Here is a 23,480-nt window from a genome sequence, read left to right as displayed (position 1 = left end):
CTTCCTGCGCGGCCCGATGATGGAAGCCAAGTTGGACAGTTTCACTGTGGCCGCTCTCGGCCAACAGCGGTCATGGAGGGAAGGGGTTGCCGCGACCATGATAATCGCCGCCGAAGCCCCCGACACGCAGGACTGCCTGACAACCGAATGTCCGGGTTGGTGAGCTACTCTTTCACAGAGTACCGTCGTGGCGAACATCCGATGAGGCGTTTAAATGCCGTACTGAACGCCGCTTCCGATTCATAGCCCAATGACAGCGCGATCTTGGAGATCGGTTCGAGGCTGCTCGTCAGTCTATGGCAGGCGATCATCATCCGCCATCGCGTCAGATATTCAATGGGCGAAGTGCCGGAGATGCTTTTGAACCTCAGTGCGAACTTGGAGCGCGACATTCCTGCCTCCTGCGCGAGTTTCGGCAAGGTCCATCGGCTGCCGGGACTCGCATGGATTGCGCCGATAGCAGCTGCGATGCGCTGATCACCAAGCGCGAACAGCCAACCAACCCCCTTTCCCACGCCGTGCGAAAGGTACAGCCGTAGTGCCTGGACCAGCATCAGATGAGCGAGGTGCTGCACCACGAGCTTGGTGCCCGGCTGGGCTGCGAACAGTTCCTGGCGCATGCGGTCCAGAACCCATCGTAGACCAGCCTTGTCGGCCTCATCGCGAAGCCGCATGATGGCTGGCATGGATCCGAGAAGCATATCGACATGCTCACCAGCGAATCCGAAATGTCCGCCGAGCATGGTCGTGTCTCCACCGCCGTTCACCGTCGCGATGCCGCCGTTCCAGTTTTCTTCGGGTACAAAGGCAATACCGACAGGTTCGAAAGCCAAGTCGCGTGCGATCAGGAACCGACGGCCATTTGGTAGCAGTACGCAATCACCCGCATCCAGCTTGATGGGATTGGGCTCGCCATCGACAGCGAGCCAGGCGCCTCCCGATACCAGCGCGAAATATTTGAGCCCGCCATGTTTCTCGAACTGGAGCGCCCATTTCCCCCCGAAGTCGAATCCACCCGCGATGTAGGTTCGCGGGGTCAGCAGAGAAAGGATATCGGATAACGGATCGGCGACCACTGGGACAATCTCGAAAATAATATGGACTTTCTATTATAGATAGTCTCTTCTGTCATGACTATCCTTCAATCTCAAGGTAGCCACCACAGGCTGCTTATCTGTCGTCCAAAGGAAATTTTCATGATCAAGGTTGTCATCGGCTTCAAGCGCCGACAAGGCATGGGCATTCAGGAATTCAGGGATTACCGCCGCGACGTTCACGCGCCCATACTTTTTGCAATACCCGAGGCGAAAAAGATCCGACGCTTCGTCATCTCATACCCCGTGGATTATTCAACCTCAGATGAACCACGCTTCGACGCCGTGGTGGAGGCATGGTTCGACAACCCAGACGACATGAACGAACTGTTCCTGTCGACAAATTTTGCAACCAAGGTGGATCCCGACCACGTGAACTTCATCGACATGACCTCCGTGGTTCGGCTTGTGACCGAAGAACTCGTCGTCGTCGGATAACCGAGCTGCCGAGGGCGCCAGGGCAAGTTTCGGAAAGCACCGGCATATGATGAATTCTCCTAAGTTATTGATAAACCTGCTGTAGCGGGCTTAGGCGTAGCCCAGCGAAGTTCGGTGCTGAAGTCATGCTGAAACAAAAAAGGGCCGACGTCGTTGTCGCCCGCCGCGAGGGCGGCTTGCGCGATCTGAGCACCCAGGCCACGGGCAGCGCCGGTAATCAACCAGGTCTTGTTGCTCATTTCTCGAATCTCCCAACTAAAGATGAGGCAGGCTTGCAGGATGCAATTGTGGCCCCCCCGTACCTCGTCGGATAGGTTCATTCCTGCCAGGAAGCACGACACATGCGCTCGGCCTTCTCGCTCTTGCCAGCGACGCAGCTCGACGGCATCGCCGCCACGCATTGATAGCAGCGAGGTCCGGCGCCCTTCCCTGCCAGCCAGGCGTCGAGCGCTAGCGAATCCTGCCCACCCGATACCGGCGGCTATCCGCCAGCGGCAAGGCGGTCAATGGCAAGGTGGTCTGCAGGCGCGCCATGACATCCGGGCGAGCGGCGATGAAGATCGCACCTTCCGTCCCGGCGACCAGCGCCGGCAGTTCTTCGCTCGAGATCAGCAATGCCTGCCCTCGCGAGTAGTAACGGGCCGAGAAGGATCGGCTGTCGACGAACCACAGGGTGGCGCCCGGCGGCGCCACGGACATCACCTGGCGGATGAGTGCCTTCTCGGTCTTGACCGATCCCGGGTTGAAGCAGATCGCAAGCGTCGCGAGCAGCGTCACGACCGGAACGAACAAGGCTGGCGCGGTGCCGACCGCGTGCAATGCGGGTGATCGTCCCAGCCTCAACCGTCGCAGGACAAGGACCAGCGCCCGGCCGGTCAGGATGGCGAACGCGGGCAACGCCGGCAGCACGTAGGTCCAGAGGATGTTTCTGGACAGCGTAAAGAACAGCGGCACGAACAACGCCCAGGCGATCAGGTAGCCGGTCATCGGTCTGCGGATCAGGCGCAGCAAGGCCCCGCGGCCACGCCGATGGCGCAGCGCGGCGGCGAGCATCGCCAGGGCGAGGGGACTCCAGGGCAGCGTGGCGACCAGCCAGTCCAGCCAGATGGCCCCTATGGCCCGCCGATGGGCGGTTCCATACAGATCGCCGGCCCACCCGGGTTCCAGAAACCGCCGTACATGCTCGCCGATCAGGAAGTAGTCCCAGAAGCCTGGCGTCCTGATCTCGGCGATGACGTACCAGGGCACGACCAGGGATGCCACCAGCGCCAGGCCGACCAGCCATCCGCGCATCGATAGCGCCGGCCATACCCGGCGGCGGTAGGCCAGTAGACACAGGGCCGCCGGACCCGCGACGATAACCAGCGCCAGCGGCCCCTTGGCGAGCAGGCCGATCGCCAGGCCCACGGCGGCCAGCAGGCGCCAGTGCCATTGCGGCAGCATCAGTCCGGCCATGAACAGCGTGGTGCCCAGTGCCAGGAAGGGATCGGTCAGTACCGCGCCGGCCATCATGTACGGCAGCGCGCAGGTCACATGAATCAGCACGGCAGCGGCGGCGGCACGGCGGCCCGCCCATGCCCGCGCCAGCGCATGCAGGGGCCACAGGGTCAGCGCGGTGGCCACCCAGGCGGGAAAGCGGGCAACCCACTCCGACAGCCCGAATAACTTCATCGACAGCGCCTGCAACCAGAAGGAAAGCGGCGGCTTGCCCCAGAAGGGAACGCCCGGCTCGAACCACGGCGTGACCCAGTCGCCGCTTTGCGCCATCAGCCTGGCGATTTCCGCATAGCGCGGCTCGGTGGTATCGATATAGGGAACCCACAGCATGCTGACCAGCCGCAATCCCAGCAGCCCCAGCGCCAGGGTCAGCATGGCGCCTGCGGGGCGACGCAGATCAAGCCTCTTCATTGCAAGGCTCCTGGCCGTTTTCCCGGCGGGATGCGGGCCTGCCGGCCGTTTCGCCCATGTCACGCACCAGATAGCGGGGGCGCTGCTTGGTTTCGACATAGATCCGGCCGACGTACTCCCCCAGCAGACCGACGGACAACAGCTGGATGCCCCCCAGAAACGTCATCATCGCCATGGAGGAGGGATAGCCGGACGGGGCGGGATGCCCCTGCAGCGTCCTGAGGACGATGAAGAGGCCAAAGGCCGCGCCAGCGGCCGCGGTGACCAGCCCCAGACCGGTGACCCAGCGCAGGGGCGCCGCGGAGAAGGAGGTCACCCCCTCCAGCGCCAGACGCACGAGGCCGAAGAACCCCCACTTGCTGTGCCCGGCCGCGCGCGGTTCCCGGTCATAGAGGATTTCATGCGTGGGAAAGCCGACCCAGGCGAACAGCCCCTTCATGTAGCGGCTGCGTTCGGGCAGACGCTTGATCGCATCGACCACCCTGCGGCTGAGCAGCCTGAAATCCCCCGTGTCCTCGGGAATCGGAAACTCGCTCAAGCGGCTCAAAAGGCGGTAGAACAGATGGGCGCAACCGCGCTTGAACCAGCTTTCTCCGGAGCGGTGGCGGCGGCGCATGGCGATGACGTCGGCGCCGGTGCTGCGCCATGCCGCGAGCATGTCCGGAATCAGCTCGGGCGGATCCTGCAGGTCCGCATCGATCAGAATCACCGCCTCCCCCCGGGCGTGATCCAGGCCCGCCGTGATCGCCGCCTCCTTGCCGAAATTCCGGCTGAGCCGGATCGCCCGCACGTGACGGTCCTGCGACGCCAGTGCCATCAGTGCCTCGCCGCTGCCATCGTGGCTGCCGTCGTCGACGTAAAGCAGCTCGTAGGGCAGCCCGATGCCCTCCATGACGCCACGCAAACGCCGATGACAGAGTTCCAGTACCGCGATCTCGTTGTAGGCGGGCACGATCACGCTCAGCACCACCGGCTCCAGGTCATCGAACGGCAAAGGCATCGATGATCCAACGCAACGGGCTGCTTCAACGACGGAAAGGTGTTCACTCATCATGGGACTCTCGGGAAGAAACGCGAATCCATGCCGGTGCCCGGCATGCGAACTTTTGCAGGAACAGGAAATTGAGCAGCGCAACCCCTGCGCTGCTGAGGAACTGGGCCGCCGCGATCCCCATGCCGCCGCCATGCAGGAGTTGAAAGGCGACCAGGTTGACCGACCAGGCCATGCCGACGGAAAGCAGATAGACGCCAAGCGAAAATCCGCGCGCAGGGGAAAAGACATAGCGGCGCTGCAGGAAATAATTGGCGGTTGCACCGACGGCCATGCCCAGGGCCGTAGCACACCAGGCCTGAACGCTGCAGGCCACCAGCAGGGCCATCAACCCCCAGTGCAGCAGGGTCGCCATGCCTCCGGCCGCCAGGAACCGGGGCAATCTCGCCAGCCAGGCAGGGTGACGAGGCGCGGCAAAGCCTTGGTGTGTGAAGTCGTCTTGTTTCATAACCAGGGAATCTACCTGGCCAGTCAACAGACAAACATCGAGCCGGGGTCAAGAATTCATCAAATCAGACGGCATGGATGAGTGCGCTGGACACTCGCTAGAAAGGGCGCTGGCAGTGAGACAAGGAGAATCCCATCTCACCTATCCCCTGTACCACCGCCAAGGCTGCCGCAAAGCCCAGTTGGACTGACGAATGCGGGCAGACCAGATATTTACGCACCAGGCGGCAATGAAGGCGGATGCGACTACATCACTCAAGAAATGCTCCAGTGCAATGACGCGTGACATACCCACCATAGAGGCTGCAAGCAGCAATGGTACGCGCCAGACTGGCATGATGTTCGCCAATGCGAACGCCACACCGAATGCAGTGAATGCATGACTGGATGGAAATGAATTGAACGGCGCCCCTGTGAATGACATTGAGATACCATAGAACTCACTTTCTAACAGCAACGTTGGCCGTCCACGCGCCACGATATGCTTCAGTGCGAAAGTCACAAGCCCACCTGTCAGCAACGCCAGCAACATGAGAAGGCTTTGGCGCACCAAGCGCTCCAGCAGAAGCTTCCAAGGCTGGAGGAAGGAAATCGAAAGCGCGATCAGGCTGGCAACATAAATGCCCAGGGCAGGGATTGCATAGAACTGTGGATTAGCAAGTTTACTAATGTTAATGGCGAGGTAGTGAGTTGCAACCGTTCGGTACTCATAAACCATTTGCACGATTGCAGCATCCCCCCATATTGCCAGAGCAGCCAGGATACAAACCGGCATGAAGATGCGCCAGAACCAGCGGATGGGCGTCGCCCAATTCAGATTTTTATATTCTGGTAACAATTCTTGCACGGCCTCTCCTCACAGCGTGTAGGAGCATCCAGAAATACACGGAGCGTACAGAAAGCCAGTCCTGTGTAGGCAACTCGTCGTCGAGTGCGCGGGATGCTATCGGCGGTTCAAGAATTATCCAATCCATGTGCCCGGCGATGCTTGGGACTGTACGAGGCCGCCCACCAACTCCTCGTCAAGAACCCATCAAGAATTCATCTAATTCAGGAGCGCAGGTGGTCGCGTTCGCTACGCGTCACGCGAATCAGGGTGTTTTCGGCTTCCTTCCGTGTGGCAAGCAGCAAGGCCAGGACACCGCCCGTCATCGGTCGAAGGATCATGGCCGCTCCGGGTGCAGCGCCTTGTGCCCGGCGCTGCGCCGGCGCCAGCCCATGGCCACCACCATCAGGCTGGGCAGGAAGGTCAGGGTGACCAGCGTGGAGCAGGCGATGCCGAACATCACGATGGCGCCCAGGCCGCGATAGAGCTCGGTGCCGGCGCCAGGGATCAGCACCAGCGGCGCCACGCCCAGGATGGTGGTCAGGCTCGACATCAGGATCGCCCGCAGGCGGATGCGCACCGCATCGTCCACCGCCGCCACCACCGATGCGGCCCCCTCCTCGATACGCGTGCAGGCTTCCTGCACGATCAGAATCGGGTTGTTGACCACCGCGCCCAGCAACACCAGGAAGCCCAGCAGGGTGATCATGTCGAACGGCTGGTGGATGCCGAACGCGGCGCCCACGCCGTTGAGCAGCGCCAGGCCGACGATCCCGCCCGCCATGCCGATGGGCACCGTGGCCATGACGAACAGCGGCCGCCCCCAGTGGCGGAAGACCGCCACCAGCATCAGGTAGCACAGCAGCACGGCGATGGCGAAATTGCCGGCGACCGCCTCGCGCGTGGCGTCGAGCTGGTCGCTGGCGCCGGAAATATCGATCGAGACCCCGTGCGGAATCTCGCCGGCGGCGCGCATGGCGTCGATCAGTTCAGCCCGCGCGCGCGCGACCCCGGTCTCCAGCGCCAGCGAACGCGGCGGCACGATGTTCAGCGTGACGGTGCGGCGGCCGTCCAGCCGGCGGATGCTGTCGCTATCGACCGATTCATGCAGGTCGGCCAGCGCGGACAACGGCAGCAGCGCGCCGGACGGCGTGGCGATCGGCAGGTCGCGCAGGCGCTCGACCCGTTGCCCGCTGCCGGCGCTGCTGAACAGGTAGATGTCGACCCGGCGGTCGTCCAGGATCATCTCGTCGGCGAAGGCGCCATCACTGAGCGCAGCGACCGAATAGCCGAAGCGCTCCGCGTCGAGGCCGACTTCGGCCAGCCGCTCCCAGCGCGGCCGCACCTCCAGCATGGGCTGGTCGAGACTCAGCGAGCCGGGCTCGGAGCCGATCTGGGCGCCCTCGAACAGGCTGCCGGCGCGCGCGTAGGCCAGGCCGGCGACGCGGTAGATCTGCGCCAGGTCGCTACCGGCAATGTCCAGATTGATGCTGCGGGTGCCGCCTTCGTCGTTGGAAATGATCGAGCCGCGCGAGGCGAAGGCGCGCATGCCGGGCCAGGCGGTGTAGAGCGCCTCCAGCGCGCCGATCAGCGCATCGACCTCGGCCGGGTTCTGCGGATCGGTCATCGCGCTGATGCCCTGCGGGTCCACGAACACGCTGAAGACGTTCAGCGCCGGCATGTCCGTCTCGCCACGGGCGTAACGCCCGGGCGCGTCGTCGAGCCGCGGACGCAGCGCCGCGATCAGCTCCTGCGCGATACCCTCCATCTCGGACAGGTTGTAGCCGGGCGGCGCGATCATGCGCGAGAAGACCTTCGCTTCCTCGCCTTCGGGCAGGTATTCGGCCGGCGGCGTCAGCAGCGTCACGGCCAGCACCGCGGCGACCAGCGTGCCGACCAGCACCGCGGCGCGCCGCGGCCAGGTGGCGTGGAGCGCGGCCAGGCGCTGGCCGATGCGCTCGAACGCATCGCCGTCGGCGGTTTTTCCCGCCGTCACCGAGGGCATCAGCCGCGAGGCCAGCGCCGGCAGCACGGTCACCGCCACGACCATGGACGCCAGGATGGAGGCGGAAATGGCGATGGCGATATCCGAGTAGAGCTGCCCCGATTCCTCGCGTATGAACAGGGTCGGCGCGAACACCAGCACGGTGGTCAGGGTGCAGGCCAGCACCGCCGGCCAGACCCGGCGCACGCCGGCCACAGCGGCCTCGAAGCGGCCCAGGCCACGGCGCCGCGCCTGGTCGATGCTCTCCAGCACCACGATGGTGTTGTCCAGGGTCATGCCGATGGCGAAGGCCACGCCAGCCATGGAAATCACGTTCAGCGTGCGCCCGGCCAGCAGCAGGCCGATGAAGGCGGCAATGGTGCAGATCGGGATGGCGATCACGCCGACGAAGGTGCTGCGCGCCGAGCGCAGGAAGGCGAACATCACCAGGGTCGCGAGCGCCGCGCCGAAGACCAGGTTGCTCCAGACGTTGGCCACCGAGTCCTCGACGTAGCGCGCGTCCTCGCTGGCCAGGGTGATCTCCAGCCCCAGCGGCGCCATGAGCACGTCGTTGATCGCCTCGACCTCGGGCAGCACCGCGTACTTGGTCTGGATCACGTTGGAGCCGGTCTCGCGGCGCACCGCCAGGAACAGCGCCGGCAGGCCGTTGTAGTACGCGCTTTCGCGCAGTTCGTGGTGGCTGAGGCGGATGTCGGCCAGGTCGGACAGGCGCACCAGGGCGCCCTGGCGCTCGGCGACGATCAGCTCGCCGATCTCGGCAGGCGTGCGGAAACGCCCGACCGTGCGCACCAGCACGCTGCGCTTGCCGCTGTCCAGATCGCCGGCGGAGCGGTCGAGGTTGCGCGCCCGCAGCGCGTCGCGCAGGTCGATCATGTCCAGCCCACGCTCGGCCAGGCGATGCGGATTGACCTCGATGCGCACCTGGCGTTCTTCCGCGCCCCTGATCTCCACCAGAGAAACACCGTCGACGCGCTCCAGGCGTGGCCGCACCTCGTCCTGCAGGAAGTCGCGCAGCATCGCCAGATCGAGGTCCGCGCCGCCATCCGCGCGCGGACCGACGCGGAAGTACATGAACGGCTCCTCGGAGACCGAGACCGTGGTCAAGGCAGGCGCGTCCGCGTTCTCCGGATAACCGGAGACCTGGCTGAGCGCGTTGTTGGTGCGGATCAGCGCCTCGTTGATATCGACCCCGAAGGGGAACTCCAGCACGATGCTGGCCTGCCCGGTGCTGGCGGTGGAAACCATGCGACGCAGGCCGGGCAGCGTGCGCAGGTACTGTTCCTGCTCGATCAGGATTTCCTGCTCCACGTCCCGCGGCGAGGCGCCGGGCCAACGCGTGTCGACGCTGATGGTGCGCACTTCGAGATCGGGGATCATCTGCACCGGCACCCGCAGCGCGGCGCTGCCCCCCAGCACGCAGAGGATCAGGACCGCCACGGCGATCAGGGTGCCATGGCGCAGAACGCGGTCGAAGCCCATGGCTCAGCGCTCCACCAGGTCCAGCGGCTGGCCGTCGGCCAGGGCTTCGTTGCCGCGGATCACCACCCGTTCGCCCGGCCTGACATCGTCGCCCGCGAGGGCGACGCTGCCATCCCGGTCGTGGAGAATCCGCACGCTGCGGCGCCGGGCGACCGGCCCGCCATCGGTCTCCTCGACGACGAACAGGCTGTGGCTGCCGTCCGGCTGGCGCAGCAGCGCATCGCGGTCGATCGCCGGCGCGGCGGCGCCGGGCGGCAGGTCGATCTCGGCCCGCGCCGACATCCCCGGCAGCAGCCGACCCTGCGGGTCTGCCACCAGCAGGCGCAACAGAAAAGTCCGCGCACCGGGGTCGGTGACCGGCACCCGCGCGCCGACGCTCGCCTGCAACGGCGTACCGCCAAGGGCGTCGGCGAACACGCGCACCTGCGCATCATCGGCGATCTGCCCAAAGCGTTCCTGCGGCACACGCAGATCCAGCCGTACGCGCTCGGTCGCCACCAGCGACAGCACCGGTGTGCCGCGCTGCACCCATTCGCCGGCCTCGCTGAGTTTCTCGGCAATCACGCCGGCGAAGGGGGCTGGCAGCACGTGCCGCTCGACCTGCTCCGCCTGCTCGCGCACATTGGCGCGGGCGGACGCCGCCGCGGCGCGGGCGAAGTCCAGGGCGGCGGCCCGCGCCTCGACCTCCGTGGCCGGGATGGCCTGGTGTTCGATCAGCCGCTGCGCCTCGACCACCAGGCGCTGCGCCTCGCGCAGGGCGGCCTCGGCTTCCTCCGTTTGGGCCTGGGCGCGCAAGAGTGCCTGACGGGCAATGGCGGCGTCGAGTTCGAGCAGCACCTGTCCGGCCTCGACCTGGTCACCGGCATCGACGTGCACCTGGGCCACCAGCCCGTCGGCGCGGGGCGACAGGCGTGTCTGGCGCTCGGCGGTCAGGGTTCCGGAGAGGGTGAATCGCTCGCCGAATGCGGCGGGCTCCGCTGGCGCCACGGTAACGCGCGCGGCGGCAACATGCGCATCTTCCCCGGTATCGTTGGACGGCGCGCCACAGGCGGCAAGCAGCAGGAAGAGGCACGCCGGGAGCCCGCCTCGGGCACCCGCGCGCCAGGTGCCAGGTTGTCTGCGTCGCCACGCTGGAGGCTGGCAGCGGCACGGGCTACGCATGTCGATCCCGCTCGCGGTCAACAGCGTCCACGGCCGACGGCTGCGTTCCCTGGACCAGGCGAACGGCCTCATAGCGCGGCGGGCGTCGGACGATGCGGTAGACCGACGCGGGCGGCACATTGGCGAAGGTGCGGCCAATCCTGATCGCCTTGAGCCCGAGGCGATCGAGCAGTGCGCGGGGAACCGGGCAAGTCGGACCGTAGGTGAATTGATAGAAGGCCCCGTCGGATCGCAGCCTGGTGAACACGCCATCGAGAATGGCCATGACCTTGCGCGGCGGCATCGACAGCAACGGCAGGCCACTGATCACGGCGCCCGCCTGCATCCCCTCGAACAGTTCGGCTTTCTTCAGCCGCGCGGCATCCATGCACACCGTGTGGGCGCGCTCGAACTGGTGCTCCAGCCTGGCGGCGAACACCGCACCGTATTCGATCAACGCCAGGTTTTCCTGAGCGACGCCACGTTCGATCAGCGCGTGGGTGAAAACGCCGGTGCCCGGCCCAAGCTCAATCACCGGGCCCGTCTGTGCGGAGATCTCCGAGGTGATCAGGCTGGCCAGCGCGCGTCCCGAGGGGACGATCGCCGCCACCCGCCGGGGATCGACGAGCCACGCTTTGAAGAAGCCGACTGTGTCGGCCAGGCTGCTACGGTGCATATTCCGGCCCATGGGTCTCTCTTTTTCGAGGTCTTCGATTTCGGTACGAGTGCCTGCACGGCATCTCTGCGTGCACGGGCATCGAAAAATGCGCGGAGCACGCTGAAAACCAGCCTTGCGCAGGCCACTCATCGAGTACGCAGAATGCTGTCGGCTATTCAGGCGTCAGCCGATCATATACGACGATAGATAATTGGAACTGTACGGGGCTGCCCACCAAGCCCCTGTCAAGGGGGCATCAATAATTCATCAAATCCAAAAACGCGAGGTGGCCCTGGGGAATCCAACCCGGACATACCTCACTGTCCCGAAACGTCGAGAATATATCCCCGACCATGCAGCGTTTTTATCATGGGCATCCCATAGGCTTCCTGGAGCTGCTTGCGCAGCAGCCAGATATGCGTGCGCAACGTATTGGCATCGACGCCCTGTTCCGGCCAGAGCCTGGCGCTCAATGAGGCATAGGAAATGAAATCCGGATGACTGCGGATCAGCGCCTCGAAGATGTGCGCGGCCAATCCCGACAGCCGGAGCTTTCCCCGGGGCTCGACATGGACCTCCAGCGTGCCGGGGTTGAAACTGACATCCCCCGCGCGCAGCACCGTGTCGATGCGCGATCTTCGCCGATGCAGGGCATCGATGCGCAATGCCAGCTCTCTGAGATCGAACGGCTTGACGAGATAATCGTCACCACCACTCGAATAGCCGTCTTCCTTGTTTTCTATCGCCCCCATTGCCGTCATGAAGATGATCGGCGTCTGGTCGTTCATGTCCTTGCGCAGCCGACGGGCGATGTCGAGTCCCGAGGCGCCGGAGAGCATGATGTCCAGCACGATGACATCGAAGCTCTGGCTGTCGAGCAGGTGCAGCGCCGTCAATGCGCCCGATGCATATTCCAGCTCATATTCATTCTCGCCGAGAAATTCGAAGATGTTCTCCGCCAGATCGGCGTTGTCTTCGACGATCAGAACCCGGGTCTTGTTTCTCATACTGGTTTCCCATGCTTGCCTGTCATGCCAGCGAGGCGCGCAGGGCCATCAGGCAGCCACTTTGGCCCGGGGCCACTTGCAGTCTCCCCGGGTGAATGCATCGGCCGGCACGGCCCCAAATGTCACACGCAGCACCGTCCCGCCAGCGGCAGCGTTCACCCACTTCAACTGCCATCGCAGGCGCTCGCAGATCAAGGTGGCGATGAACAGCCCCAGCCCCGCCGCGCCCGACGTCGGTACGACGGGTGGCGCGGTCAGCAAGGCGCGGTAGTGCTCCGGCAATCCAGGCCCTTCATCCCTGAACTCGATCCAGTTGGTATCGATGACCACATTGACCGCCCCGCTTGTGTGCTGGAGCGCGTTGTGCATCAGATTGCGCAGCAGCATCCTCACCAGCGCAGGGTCGGCAAGCAGGCGGGGATCCGCCTCGCCATGCAAGCGTACCCGCTTACGTGCACCCTGATGGATGTGATCGACATCCTTCATTTCCTCCTGCACCACGAGAAGGAGCGCAACACCTTCGCTCACCGGATCACCGTGGCGCATCAGACTCAGAATGGCGTGAACACTCGTGCCCATCCCATTGACGGCGCGACGGATGCGCCGCATGGCCCTGGCATCGGCGGTGGGCGTCTCCCCGCGCGCCTCGATGCCATCCAGGGCGCCCGCGATAATCGAGATCGGTGTGCGCAACTCGTGGCTCGCCATTCCCAGCAGCATCTTTTCCCGCTTGACATAGGTTTCCATCTCATCGAGAAAGCGGTTGAGCGTTCGAACCACCACCAGCAACTCCTGATCGACACCGTCCTCGGCAAGGTGGGGCATGGTTGGCGCGGGTTCGATGGACTTGATCTGCCCCATCAGATCCACCAGCGGCGTGACCAGGTGTCGACTCGTGATGCGGGCAAATGGCACGGCCAGGGTCAACAGCATCAGGCTGATCGCCCCAAGCACCCACTTGTAGGCCACACCCTGTATTTCGTAAATGCTGATGTCCTTGGCCAGATACATGCGTCCGCCGTCGACAGGCGCGTTTTGCAGCATGTATTTTTTCCCGCCCACCTCGATTTCGCCGGTGAAAGGGAATTCGCGGGTGCGAAAAATCTCCGGAATCTCGACGTCGCCCTGCAGGGACGCCGGCACGTAGAAGCCCTGCACGGTCGCCGTGTTCCACACAAACGGCTCATGCAGATTGGCCTGGCTCAGGATGAAACTGCGCTCTTCCTGCATCTGGCGGGTCAGCAGGCTCTTCTCGAACAGACCATTCACGAAGGATATGCCTGCTATGGTCACCAGCAGGGTGAGCAACACCGATCCGATGACATAGTGAAGGATGCGGCGTTCTATGGAGTCGGTTGCAATCATCGCCATTCGTCGGTTACCGCGCATCATTCATGGCAAGGTCGCTGGTGGAGGCCAGCACCTCCCGAATCACCTGCGACTGCCAGTCGAAATAGGGGTTGAAGGTGAGGCGCGCATGCACCTTGCCCTTTTCGCGATAGTCCCAGTCGGAATACCAGACCGGCTCGCCGGACAGGCAGCGCACCGTGGCCTCATCCGTCTGACCGTTCCAGCAGATGCGTTCGCTGCCGGATCGTCCGTACAGCGCGTTCTGTGGCGAGAACAGGATGCCCATGTGCGAAAACTGGCTGATACGCTCCTGCGGCAGGAAGTCGGTCCGCTCCAGAATGCGCGGCAAGGCAGCCGCGTCGTCTGCCACCCGCCCATACCAGATCAGACGGCTGGCGGCATGGGTGAAGTGGCGATCGAAGGCCCTGCGCACATAACGCACGTCGACGACGGAATCGTGCTCGGCCAGCACCATGACCACGGGACGATCGAAGCCTCTTTCCCTGATGGCCCTGCGCGCCGCCACGCTGCTGCGGTGGAACTGCGCGAACCCGTTGGTGGGCACGTTGTGATAGCGCAGCGGCGACTGTTGGGGATGAGGACCCGTCGACAGCAGCCATGTCCTGACATGTGCCAGCCACGGCGTGGCCCAAGCGAAATACTCGTTCGAGCGCAAGGCGGGCGAGAACAACAACAGGCCGCGAACCTGCGGATCGCCCACGGCGTATTCGAGCGCGAGATTGGCGCCTGTCGAGAAGCCCCCCAGGTAAACCTCCGAAAAATCCCGATGCAGCAGCGCAACCTGCTCCCGCACCAGTTGCTGCCACTCCTCCAGCCGCACATCGACCAGATCGGCGGGCCTGGTGCCGTGCCCCGGCAGCAACAGCGTGCGTACGGTATAGCCCTGGGCCACGAGATCCTGCGCGATGTCGACGAATGACCAGGGGGAATCGCCAAGACCGTGAATCAGCAGCATCGCCTTGCGGGAGGGAGCGTCGGGGCGAAGCTCGAAGGGTGAGTTCCAGTTCAGTTCATCGCCTGGGTTGTCCGTCTGGAAGTCACGGGTTTCCTGGACCCGGTTCCGCGATGCCTGTACGTAGGTCTGGAAGTCCGCGAATCCGGTCATGGGCGAAACGGTGCCGGTACGCATCGAGTCCTGTTCCGCAAATGCCAGGCACGTGACACCTGCAAAGAGGCAGGAAAAGAGCACGCGATATCGAGCCAGCATGGCAATGGCCTCCTGGGTTGTGGTCAGAGTGGTTCCCGGTCGTCGGTTGAGCGCCTTTCTGCGCGGACCAGATTGCGATCAATCAGTCGCATTAAAGGATACGATGGGTTGCCCGCTCTGCCTATTCGCATTGTCTTTCCCGTCCTGGCACGCCGATGACCCACCGCCGCCGTCCGCGGATTTCCTCGCGAAAGCAGCCTTGAACGGCCCATTCGACCGAACGCGTGGCAGCGACCCTGAAAGCCACAGTTCAGGTTTTGGCAGGCACTGCCCAGAGCATCTGGCGGCGCGGCGCATAAGCGGGGGGCTGTCGCCGCTTATGCGTCGTCGCATCACAACAGCTTTTCCTCAACGGCCTGGTAGACGGTCCTCACACTCGGCCGGAAGCCGAGGCGACGCGCCAGCGAGCCGTCCATGTGCAGATGCCAGGGGTTGGCCAACGGCTCGGACGATGGCTCCATCGCCTCGCCGACCAGCGCGGTCAACTCGTAGAGCGATGTGGGTGCGTCATCGGTGATATTGACGATGCGCCCGTCCAGCGCGCCCGAGAGCGCGAGATCGATGGCAGTGGCAATGTCCCTGTGGTGAACCATGCTCATCTTTTGAGCCGGATGAAGTTTGGCATTAGTCGCCAGCTTGGGCAGCACTTCAAGATGCCCATCCTGGTCGCCATAGACGAAGCCGAAGCGCTGAACCGACCAGTTCAGCCCGCTTTCGCGCAATTCCTTCTCGGCTGAAACCTTGCTGGCCGGATACGCCAGGGTCGGGTTGGTCACATCCTCTTCGCGACCGGGATGCGGGGTGTCCGGGTCATAGACGTGGCTGGTACTCGCCATGATGAAACGCGCCTTGGGCGCATGCGCTTTGGCGGCGGCAATCAGGTTGCGTGTCCCCTCGAGGTTGATCTTCCAGATCAGGTCCGTGTCGGGGGTGCGGAACACAGCAGCAAGATGGATGATCGCCGAGACCCCCTCCACCGCCTGTTCGAGCGATTCAGGGTTCAGAAGATCACCCTCCACAGCCGTTACGCCGACAGGCACATCGCTTCCCGCGCGCAGGATGGCGCGGCAATCCTCACCGGCAGCCACGAGACGCGGCAGAAGACGCGTACCCACCAGTCCGGTCGCACCTGTTATCAGAATCGTCATGTGTCGGTTCCTTGTCGTAAAAGCTCATCGAGCCGCCCGGTGGCGGTCTGGAGCACCTTGATGGCGGTGGCGATCTCGGCCTGGTCGATGCCGTCGAACGCCACACTGCGAATAAAAGTGAGGTCGGGCAGTTCGCCCCATAGTTTCGTGCCGGCGACCGTCATCTGCAGACGTTTCTGTCGCCGGTCGATAGTGTCGGGCACCTGTTCGACCAGCCCTTTGCGAACCAGCGCCCCGACGACGATGCTCAAGGTCGCGCGTTCGATCTGCAGCATGCGCAACAGGTCGCGCTGCATCGTCGGCCCGTGATGGGCCAGTTGATACAGCACGTACCATTGCGTGGAGCCGATGTCATAGGGGCGAAGGGCCGCATCCATGACTGCGCGGCCTGCGAGATAGCAGCGTTTCGCCCATGCGGCCACCGCGTCGCGCTGGAATTTGTCTGATTTGTTTGCCATAAAACAATTATGCTAGCTAGCAAACAAAAAATCAAGCCGATCTGACTGAACCACCATGCGCGAGCGCAGAGGCCCGCGTCGGCGCCGAACAGCGTCCGCGGGAGCGAAAGGGCTACCTGTCGCCGGGTCGGGTGCCGCCATAGTCCGTGCGCTTGTCGCGCCAGACGGCATGGACGTGGGGCTGGTCGGTGGAGTAAGGCGGGTCCATGACCAGTTCGATCCAGACCGAAGGCCCGTCGATACGCACGTAGTCGCCGGTGCGGGCGAGCGAGGTGGAACCGGAAAAACCCAGATACGTAGCGTCAAGCTCGCGCTGGTACCGGGCGAGAATCAGCTCGGCGTCCGCATCGGCGACGTCGTTCACGTACAGGCCGATCGCGTGGAGCAGCAGCGCGCGTTGTGTCTGGCTCAGCGACATCGCCGGGATGCCCTCCGCCCTGGCCGGGAAGTTCCAGTCCTTGCGCCGTGCTTCCGGCCCCAGCAGAAGCTCACTTTGTTGCCTGCCAAGCTCGGCGGCGGCGGTCTGGACCGGGTCGAGCGAGGCAAGCAGCGAGACGAACGCCTGCCACTCGTCGCGCTGGGGGCGAATGGTGATTCCGTCGAGTTCGACGACGGCGTGGGGCTCGATCGCCCGGAACGACGGCGTCGCCCCGACCAGAACCCCGTCCCGGTAGGTGTGGGTCAGCGCGAGGTGATGTCCACCGAACTGAAGCTGCCAGATGCCGGTGTCCGACGGCGCCCCCAAGAATGCGATATAGAAATTGCCCCTGCCGTAGCCCTCTCGGCCACCGTTGCGCCGGATCCAGTCGTCCGCCGCGAGATGCTGCTGGATTTCATCGAAGCCTTCGTTGCTGCCGCTGCCGGTCGCCGCCGCAAGCAGAGCGTTCAGCGCACTCCACTGCGCGTCGGAAAGCGTCCCCAAGGCCAGGCCAAGCCGGGCCTGGCCGCGGCTCAGCCCCCACTGGGGATAGGTGTGCCATCTGGCGGCGTTGGCGAAGGTGTAGGCCTGGACCAGGGCGGTGCGCTGCCCGTTGTCGAGCGTCGCCATGAAGGCATTCGCCCGGTCGAGGACCGCGGCGCCGGAACCGTTTGCAGTTTCGAAAGCCAAGCTGCCGTCGGCGCCGGTCGCCGGCGATGGCGCTGCCTGCACGGAGCCGTCGGCGGCGGCGGCGCACACGCCGCAGCCCAGGATGGCGATGAACGCACCCACCAGCATCTTGCGGGGTACGGAGCCGATGGAAACCGTCGCCACACGCCCCGACAAGGCAAGGGGTCTGCGCCACAGGGCGCTTTTCAGGTTCATCGCGCGCCCCCCGCCACGGCCGGGGCCGGCGCATAGTAGCCGGGCTGGTCGAGATCGGCGAGCAGACCGGGGCCTTGCGGCGTCCAGCCCAGCCGCTCACGGGTGCGTGCGCTGGAAACGGACATCTCCGCGCCGGCCATACTGGCGAACCAGCCGAAATGCCCGCGCTCCCGCGATTCGACCGGCAGGTCGAGGCGGCGGCCAATCACCTCCGCGATGGCCTTGAACGGCACCGTCTCGTCCGCCACCGCGTGGTAGGCCGGCTCGGTCACGCCGTGCTCCAGCGCAAGACGATAGACGCGCGCGGCATCGAGCCGGTACACGCCGGACCAGCAGTTCCGGCCTTCGCCGATATAGGCCGATACCCCCGTCTGCCGCGCCAGACGGATCAGGATCGCAACGAAGCCGTGATCGCCAAGGCCATGCACCGACGGCGGCAGGCGAACGGTCGCCGCGCGTACGCCGCGTTGCGCCAAGGCCCGTGCGGTGGCGTCCGACATTCGCGGGCCGGCCTCACCAGGCAGGTCGGACTCGACGGCGCTGCGGGCCAGCCCCGACAACCCCGAGGTGACGAGCAGCGGGCGGGCGGACCCCGCCAGCGCGCTTCCGAGCGCCTCGATCGCGCGGCGGTCCTGCTCCGCACTCTCGGCGAACCTGGAGAAATCGTGATTGAAGGCGGTATGGATCACGGCGTCCGCCGCCGCCGCAGCGTCGCGCAAGGCATCGAGATCATCGAGCGTGGCGCGGATCACCTTCGCGCCGGTCGCGGCCAGGGCCGCGGCCTTGTCGTCGGAGCGCGCCAGGCCGGTGACCTGGTGGCCCGCTTTCAACAGATCGTCGGTGACGGCCGAACCGACCCAGCCGGTGGCGCCCGTTACGAATACGTGCATGGCTTTCTCCTGGAAATTCAGGGTTGAATGGCAGAGCTTGTTGCGGTCGGGGCGCGGCCTCGCGCCTGGAAATCGTTCAGCCCAGCCGCATGGAGAGTTCGACGTCCCGCGAAAACGGCACGGACAGGTAGCCGCCGGCGGGCGAACGCACCCGCGCCAGGTAGTCCGGGCTGTCGTCGGCGTTGTCGGCGACGATCAGCGCGCCCGGTCGCAGGCGGCTCTCCATCAGCGACAGAATGTCGCCGTAGAGCGCCTTGGCGCCGTCGAGCAACAGCAGGTCGATGGTGTCGGGGAGATCAGCCGCCAGCGTCGTCAACGCGTCGCCTTCACGAATCTCCACCAGATCGGCGAAGCCGCCTTCGGCCAGGTGCTCGCGCGCCCGCGCCACTTTCGAGGGCTCGAACTCGCTGCCGATCAGGCGACCGCCGCCGTTGTCGCGCAAGGCGGCGGCCAGGTGCAGCGTGGAGATACCAAACGAGGTGCCAAATTCGACGATGTTGCGCGCGCCGGTGCCGCGCGCCAGCAGGTAAAGCAGCGTGCCGGTTTCGCGCGATACGGGCAGCCAGAGGTCCTTCAGCCGCCCGTAGAAGTCGAGGTACTCGGTCCTGCTGTGCATCAGCCGCTCGCGCTCTTCGCGGGAAATGCCGGCCAGGGCCGGGCTGGTTGCCGCATCGGCCTGAGCGAACAGACGGTCCAGCAGGGGTGCCAGTGGCGAGGTGGTCAGTGTGGTGGTCATGGGGGTGTCCGGTCGAGGGTCGGGCGCCCTGTTTCGAGGGCTGGAATAAAATGCGATCAATAAATCGCATTTAATCGAATGATACGACCAGACATCCACATTTGATATTCGCATTGCAGGTCGCGTTCTCCTTCCCCATGCGATCCGCCGAAACCTCTGATGGCGCGTGGGCTGGCCCCCAATTGGGTGGACATGCAAGGCGGGTCGCGGCGACATGACTCAGGTTTGAGTTCGGGATAATAGAAGTGCCCGGTTGAGGTCTCGGCCAGCCCAGCCTAGAATGCGACCGATGCATCGCATCAAGAACCCGGTCGATTGACCCCTCTTTCCTTCCACTTGCCGTGCTCCTTGCGCCCCGATACCACCATGACCCACCGACGTCGTCCCCAGCTCTCTTCCCGGAAGCAACCTCAACAGGCCCGCTCGACCGAGTTGGTCGCGGCGATCCTGCAAGCGGCGGTTCAAGTCCTGGCCGAGGAAGGCGTCACCCGTTTCACCACCGCCCGGGTGGCCGAGAAGGCCGGGGTCAGCGTCGGCTCGGTCTATCAATACTTCCCGAACAAGGCGGCGATTCTCTTCCAGCTCCAGACGGACGAGTGGAGACGGACGTCCGATATGCTGCGCGACATTATCGAGGACACCGGGACACCGGCGCTCGATCGCTTGCGCGCGCTGGTCCATGCCTTCATCCGTTCGGAGTGCGACGAGGCGGAGATGCGTGTGGCCCTCAATGATGCCGCCCCACTCTATCGCGACGCCCCCGAGGCGCGGCAGGCGCGCGCCTCGGGGGATCGGACCCTCGAACGGTTCATGGAGGAGCTGCTTCCCAACGTCTCCACCACCACCCGTGCACTGGCGGGAGAACTGATCACCACCACCTTCAGTGCGGTGGGCAAGAGTTTTTCGGAAACGCCCCGGACGCGAGCGGAAATCGACACCTACGCCAATGCGATGGCCGACATGTTTTGCGCCTATCTGAACAGTCTCGATAACGGATAGCCAACGACTCAGCGCGCCTGCAGGAAGTCAACCACCGCCGAGTTCAGCGGCGCTGTGCACTCCTCCGGCAGCCAATGACCGCAGCCAGGCATCACCAGGCCCGTCACGTCGGTGGCGTAGCGCCGCATCTGGTCGACCTGGTACTGCCCCATGCCGCCGTGGCCGCCGCCGATCCAACGCTATACCGCCACGCAACCGCCATCGACGAAGAGTTCCTCCCCCGCGATAAAGCTGCTATCGCTCGAAGCCAGGAACAGCACTGCCTTGGCGACTTCTTCCGCCTGGCCGAGCCGCTCGAGCGGCGTCATTTGCTTCAACGCGTCTTCCGCCCCCGCATTGTTCTGCAGGTACGTTTGCATCGCTGGCGTGTGGATCATACCAGGCGAAACCACGTTAACGCGGATGCCCCGGCTTTTGAGGTCGGTTGTCCAGGTTCGTGCGAACGAACGGATCGCAGCCTTGGTAGCGCTGTAGATCGACAGGCTGGGGAGTCCCTTGCTACCCACTACGGATCCAGTGAGGATCACGCTGCTTCCGGCCGTCATCAGCGGTAGCGCCTTCTGTACAGTGAAGATCAAGCCTTTGATGTTGGTGCCGAACAGCCGATCGAAATGCGCCTCGTCAAGCGCACCGAGCGGTGCGGACTCGGAAATTCCCGCATTGGCAAACACCACATCGAGCCTGCCGTGATCGCGCTTGATGCGCGCGTAGAGTCGATCGAGGTCAGCGCCGTTGCCGACGTCGCCCTGGATGCCGACGGCACCGTTGCCGATCGCTTTCACGGCTTCGTCCAATCGCTCTTGCCGGCGCCCCGTCACATACACCTGTGCGCCTTCTGACGCGAACAACTTCGCTGTCGCAAAGCCGATGCCCTCGCTACCGCCCGTGATCGCCACGATCTTGTTCTCGAATTGTCTGGTCATTTCGCTGCTCGTCGTTTAAGTGGAGGATTGATCCACTTATAATATGGAGGTATCCTCCAGTTTTCAAGTGATGAGAAGAAAACCATTGACCGACGACACTACGCTGCGTGCCGATGCGCAACGAAATCGCGAACGTATCCTCGCCGCGGCCGAAGAGGTATTCCTGGAGCGGGGCGTAGGCGCGTCCCTGGAAGACGTCGCAAAGCGCGCGGGGGTCGGGATCGGCACCTTGTATCGACGTTTCCCGACCCGCGAGGCGCTTCTGGCGGCCACCTACAATGCGCGGCTCCTGTCGTTCGCAGAGGTGAGCCGTGCGCGGGGGGGCGAGATGGAGCCGGGATGTGCGGTGCGTGCCTATCTCGAGGAGCTCGTGGTGCATACGAACGTCTATCGCGGCCTTGCGACATCGCTCGGGACGGTTCTCCAGAGCGGTACTCCGGGTTGCCGCGCGACCAGCGAAGAGGGCAATCGACTGCTTCGTCGCGCGCAGGAGGCCGGCGTCATCCGTGGCGATGTGACCTTCGACGATCTCGTGTACGTGGTCATGGCGATCTCGCTCGCCGTTGAGCAGGGCGACGCATCCAAGTCGCGCATCGCACACTTGGCGGGTCTGTTCCTCGATGGCATCAGCGTGCGTTGAAGCGGCTGCAACCTCCGGGCAACCCATGTGTCCAGGCGCATGGGCGGCGGCACCAGGCATCTCCTCGCGAGCCACGAGTACGACATCCATACAGGTGTTGCTGTCAATGGCCGCTATGACGGCTCCACAGGACCCAGCATGAAGCCGCCGTCCGCCAGCCATTCCGCGCCGGTGGTGTAGGCGGCATCGTCGGACGCCATGAACAGCACGTACCTGGCGACCTCCGCGGACTCGGCATTTCGCGGAATGGCGAGCTTGTCGGTCGGCGCCCACTGCTTGCCGGTGTCGGGATTGTAGGCCAGCGGCGTTTCGATGATCCCGGGATGCAGCGCGTTCACGCGGATCTTGTCGCGCGCCAGTTCCCAGGCCGCCGTTCGCATCAGCCCCCTCAGGCCCCATTTGCTCGCCCCGTAGGCGACCAGACCCGGCGCCTTGTCGAGGGCGGCGACGGACGACACGATGACGATCGAACCGGCGCCGGCGCTGCGCATGGAGGGCGCGACCGCGCGGATGCCGAGGAAGCTTCCGGTCAGGTTGGTCTCGATCGACTTCCGCCACTGCGCGGTCTCGACCTTTTCGACACCTCCGTTGGCCGCATGGGCCGCGTTGAGAACGAGCACCGATATCGGGCCGAGGCGATCCTCGATGTGGGCGACCGCGTCGGTCCAACTCGCCTCGTCCGCCACATCGAGCGCAACGTACAGGGAATCGTTACCGATCTCGGCCGCCACTCTGGTGGCATTCTCCTGGTGATGGGGTCGCGCGGCCAATGCAACGCGCGCGCCTTCAGCGGCGAAGGCGCGGGCCATGGCCTCGCCGAGGGCGCCGGCCGCGCCGGTGATCAGGACGACCTTGTTTTCGAATCTGGATGTCATCGCAACTATCCTTCTGGTATTAGTTGATGGCGAACTGGCGGCGTATATCGGCGAGAAAAGTCGCTTCATCTTCGGCTTTTCGCTTGGCGACCTTGGCAATCGAATCGTCGCCCGCCGGATAGCGCAACTGGTCCGTGCCATCGGTCGCCGCCCTGAAAATGACCTCGGCGATGACGATGGGCTCGGAACCCGCCGCCTTGATCGGCTTGTAGCCTTGCGCGAACTTCTCGATGACCGGTTGATACTCGGGCATCGCATCGTCCGTGGCGAGCTCGACCTTGAAGTTCGTCAAGGTGTCGCCCGGCTCGATGATCTTGACGGTGACGCCGATCTCGCGCATCTCGAAGCTCAGGGCTTCCGAAAGTCCTTCGATCGCGAATTTGGTGCTGTGATACAGCGTCCCGAGGGGGAACGTGAGTATCCCGCCGATCGACGACACGTTGAGGATCAGTCCTGCGCGATTGGCGCGGAAATGCCCCATCAGGGCCTTGGTCGTCTCCATGACGCCGATGACATTGGTCTCGTACTGCTTGCGGATGGCATCCGTCGGCACCGCTTCGAGCGGCCCCCAGATCGCGTACCCGGCGTTGTTCAACAAGGCGTCGACGCGGCCGAAGCGGCTGATGCTGGCTTCCACGGCCGAGCGGATGGACGCTGCGTCGGTCACGTCGAGGTGGGTCACCAGGACGTTGTCGAATGCGCGCAGTTCCACTTCCTTTTCAGGTTTGCGCATCGTGGCGACGACGTTCCAGCCACGCTCGGCGAACAGCTTCGCGGTTACCTTGCCGATACCGCTGGAGGCACCGGTAATCAGAATTGTCTTGGTCATTTTTTTTCCAGGTCGGTTGAGTGCGGAACCTGCCGACCGTACCGGCCG

Annotated in this window: 24 protein-coding genes; 3 read left to right on the top strand and 21 right to left on the bottom strand. The window is 64.3% G+C overall.

Annotated elements, in window-relative coordinates:
* Positions 1–164: 164 nt before the first annotated feature.
* Positions 165–1,076: an AraC family transcriptional regulator gene (locus tag HP566_RS21740; protein WP_249976921.1), complete on the bottom strand. Its 912-nt coding sequence runs from the start codon at positions 1,074–1,076 to the stop codon at positions 165–167.
* A 120-nt stretch (positions 1,077–1,196) separates the two neighbouring features.
* On the opposite strand from HP566_RS21740, the gene HP566_RS08980 reads away from it, so the two are divergent.
* Positions 1,197–1,532 (top strand): EthD domain-containing protein, encoded by a 336-nt coding sequence (locus HP566_RS08980; RefSeq protein WP_249976920.1) that lies wholly within the window; start codon positions 1,197–1,199, stop codon positions 1,530–1,532.
* 59 nt (positions 1,533–1,591) lie between these two features.
* On the opposite strand, the gene HP566_RS08975 is transcribed toward HP566_RS08980, so the two are convergent.
* From HP566_RS08975 to HP566_RS08900, 16 genes are all read right to left on the bottom strand, one after another.
* Positions 1,592–1,771 carry a hypothetical protein gene (locus HP566_RS08975; RefSeq protein ID WP_249976919.1) on the bottom strand — a complete coding sequence of 60 codons (180 nt, stop codon included), beginning with the start codon at positions 1,769–1,771 and terminating at the stop codon, positions 1,592–1,594.
* 211 nt (positions 1,772–1,982) lie between these two features.
* The gene (locus HP566_RS08970) at positions 1,983–3,440 is read right to left on the bottom strand and encodes an ArnT family glycosyltransferase (RefSeq protein WP_249976918.1); all 1,458 of its coding nucleotides are present in this window, start codon (positions 3,438–3,440) and stop codon (positions 1,983–1,985) included.
* Positions 3,427–4,494 (bottom strand): glycosyltransferase family 2 protein, encoded by a 1,068-nt coding sequence (locus HP566_RS08965; protein WP_249976917.1) that lies wholly within the window; start codon positions 4,492–4,494, stop codon positions 3,427–3,429. Before HP566_RS08965 ends, HP566_RS08970 begins: the two co-directional genes overlap by 14 nt.
* A complete protein-coding gene (locus HP566_RS08960; RefSeq protein ID WP_249976916.1) occupies positions 4,484–4,939 on the bottom strand; it encodes a GtrA family protein in 456 nt (151 codons plus the stop codon). Before HP566_RS08960 ends, HP566_RS08965 begins: the two co-directional genes overlap by 11 nt.
* Positions 4,940–5,080: 141 nt before the next feature.
* Positions 5,081–5,785 carry a phosphatase PAP2 family protein gene (locus tag HP566_RS08955; RefSeq protein WP_249976915.1) on the bottom strand — a complete coding sequence of 235 codons (705 nt, stop codon included), beginning with the start codon at positions 5,783–5,785 and terminating at the stop codon, positions 5,081–5,083.
* A gap of 316 nt (positions 5,786–6,101) precedes the next feature.
* A complete protein-coding gene (locus HP566_RS08950; protein WP_249976914.1) occupies positions 6,102–9,248 on the bottom strand; it encodes an efflux RND transporter permease subunit in 3,147 nt (1,048 codons plus the stop codon).
* A gap of 3 nt (positions 9,249–9,251) precedes the next feature.
* Complete coding sequence (locus HP566_RS08945) at positions 9,252–10,235, bottom strand: efflux RND transporter periplasmic adaptor subunit (RefSeq protein WP_249976913.1); 984 nt, start codon at positions 10,233–10,235, stop codon at positions 9,252–9,254.
* 166 nt (positions 10,236–10,401) lie between these two features.
* Positions 10,402–11,076 carry a class I SAM-dependent methyltransferase gene (locus tag HP566_RS08940; protein ID WP_249976912.1) on the bottom strand — a complete coding sequence of 225 codons (675 nt, stop codon included), beginning with the start codon at positions 11,074–11,076 and terminating at the stop codon, positions 10,402–10,404.
* Positions 11,077–11,363: 287 nt separating this feature from the next.
* On the bottom strand, positions 11,364–12,053 hold the full coding sequence (locus HP566_RS08935) for a response regulator transcription factor (RefSeq protein WP_249976911.1): 690 nt from the start codon (positions 12,051–12,053) through the stop codon (positions 11,364–11,366).
* A 48-nt stretch (positions 12,054–12,101) separates the two neighbouring features.
* Entirely contained in the window at positions 12,102–13,418 is a 1,317-nt protein-coding gene (locus HP566_RS08930) for a sensor histidine kinase (RefSeq protein WP_249976910.1), read from the bottom strand.
* 13 nt (positions 13,419–13,431) lie between these two features.
* Positions 13,432–14,631: an alpha/beta hydrolase gene (locus tag HP566_RS08925; RefSeq protein ID WP_249976909.1), complete on the bottom strand. Its 1,200-nt coding sequence runs from the start codon at positions 14,629–14,631 to the stop codon at positions 13,432–13,434.
* Positions 14,632–14,963: 332 nt separating this feature from the next.
* Entirely contained in the window at positions 14,964–15,779 is an 816-nt protein-coding gene (locus tag HP566_RS08920; protein WP_249976908.1) for an NAD-dependent epimerase/dehydratase family protein, read from the bottom strand.
* Complete coding sequence (locus HP566_RS08915; protein ID WP_249976907.1) at positions 15,776–16,237, bottom strand: MarR family winged helix-turn-helix transcriptional regulator; 462 nt, start codon at positions 16,235–16,237, stop codon at positions 15,776–15,778. Before HP566_RS08915 ends, HP566_RS08920 begins: the two co-directional genes overlap by 4 nt.
* 112 nt (positions 16,238–16,349) lie before the next feature.
* Positions 16,350–17,540, bottom strand: a complete 1,191-nt coding sequence (locus tag HP566_RS08910) for a DUF3500 domain-containing protein (protein ID WP_249976906.1) — start codon at positions 17,538–17,540, stop codon at positions 16,350–16,352.
* A complete protein-coding gene (locus tag HP566_RS08905) occupies positions 17,537–18,430 on the bottom strand; it encodes an SDR family oxidoreductase (RefSeq protein ID WP_249976905.1) in 894 nt (297 codons plus the stop codon). Before HP566_RS08905 ends, HP566_RS08910 begins: the two co-directional genes overlap by 4 nt.
* 76 nt (positions 18,431–18,506) lie before the next feature.
* Positions 18,507–19,166, bottom strand: a complete 660-nt coding sequence (locus HP566_RS08900) for an O-methyltransferase (protein ID WP_249976904.1) — start codon at positions 19,164–19,166, stop codon at positions 18,507–18,509.
* Positions 19,167–19,532: 366 nt separating this feature from the next.
* Here HP566_RS08900 and HP566_RS08895 point away from each other — a divergent pair, with 366 nt between their 5' ends.
* Complete coding sequence (locus tag HP566_RS08895) at positions 19,533–20,165, top strand: TetR family transcriptional regulator (RefSeq protein WP_249976903.1); 633 nt, start codon at positions 19,533–19,535, stop codon at positions 20,163–20,165.
* Positions 20,166–20,173: 8 nt separating this feature from the next.
* Here the strand turns inward: HP566_RS08895 and HP566_RS08890 are convergent, their stop codons facing one another.
* Positions 20,174–20,317, bottom strand: a complete 144-nt coding sequence (locus tag HP566_RS08890) for an alpha/beta fold hydrolase (RefSeq protein WP_133155006.1) — start codon at positions 20,315–20,317, stop codon at positions 20,174–20,176.
* Positions 20,318–20,344: 27 nt separating this feature from the next.
* On the bottom strand, positions 20,345–21,088 hold the full coding sequence (locus HP566_RS08885) for an SDR family oxidoreductase (RefSeq protein ID WP_249976902.1): 744 nt from the start codon (positions 21,086–21,088) through the stop codon (positions 20,345–20,347).
* An 85-nt stretch (positions 21,089–21,173) separates the two neighbouring features.
* On the opposite strand from HP566_RS08885, the gene HP566_RS08880 reads away from it, so the two are divergent.
* On the top strand, positions 21,174–21,728 hold the full coding sequence (locus tag HP566_RS08880; protein WP_102655599.1) for a TetR/AcrR family transcriptional regulator: 555 nt from the start codon (positions 21,174–21,176) through the stop codon (positions 21,726–21,728).
* 113 nt (positions 21,729–21,841) lie between these two features.
* Here HP566_RS08880 and HP566_RS08875 read toward each other — a convergent pair whose 3' ends face one another.
* Positions 21,842–22,603: an SDR family NAD(P)-dependent oxidoreductase gene (locus HP566_RS08875; RefSeq protein ID WP_249976901.1), complete on the bottom strand. Its 762-nt coding sequence runs from the start codon at positions 22,601–22,603 to the stop codon at positions 21,842–21,844.
* A gap of 19 nt (positions 22,604–22,622) precedes the next feature.
* On the bottom strand, positions 22,623–23,432 hold the full coding sequence (locus tag HP566_RS08870) for an SDR family oxidoreductase (protein WP_249976900.1): 810 nt from the start codon (positions 23,430–23,432) through the stop codon (positions 22,623–22,625).
* Positions 23,433–23,480 lie beyond the last annotated feature (48 nt).

The organism is Vreelandella olivaria (assembly GCF_023507745.1).
Classification (GTDB): domain Bacteria; phylum Pseudomonadota; class Gammaproteobacteria; order Pseudomonadales; family Halomonadaceae; genus Vreelandella; species Vreelandella olivaria_A.
This window is presented reverse-complemented; position numbering and strand designations above follow the sequence as displayed.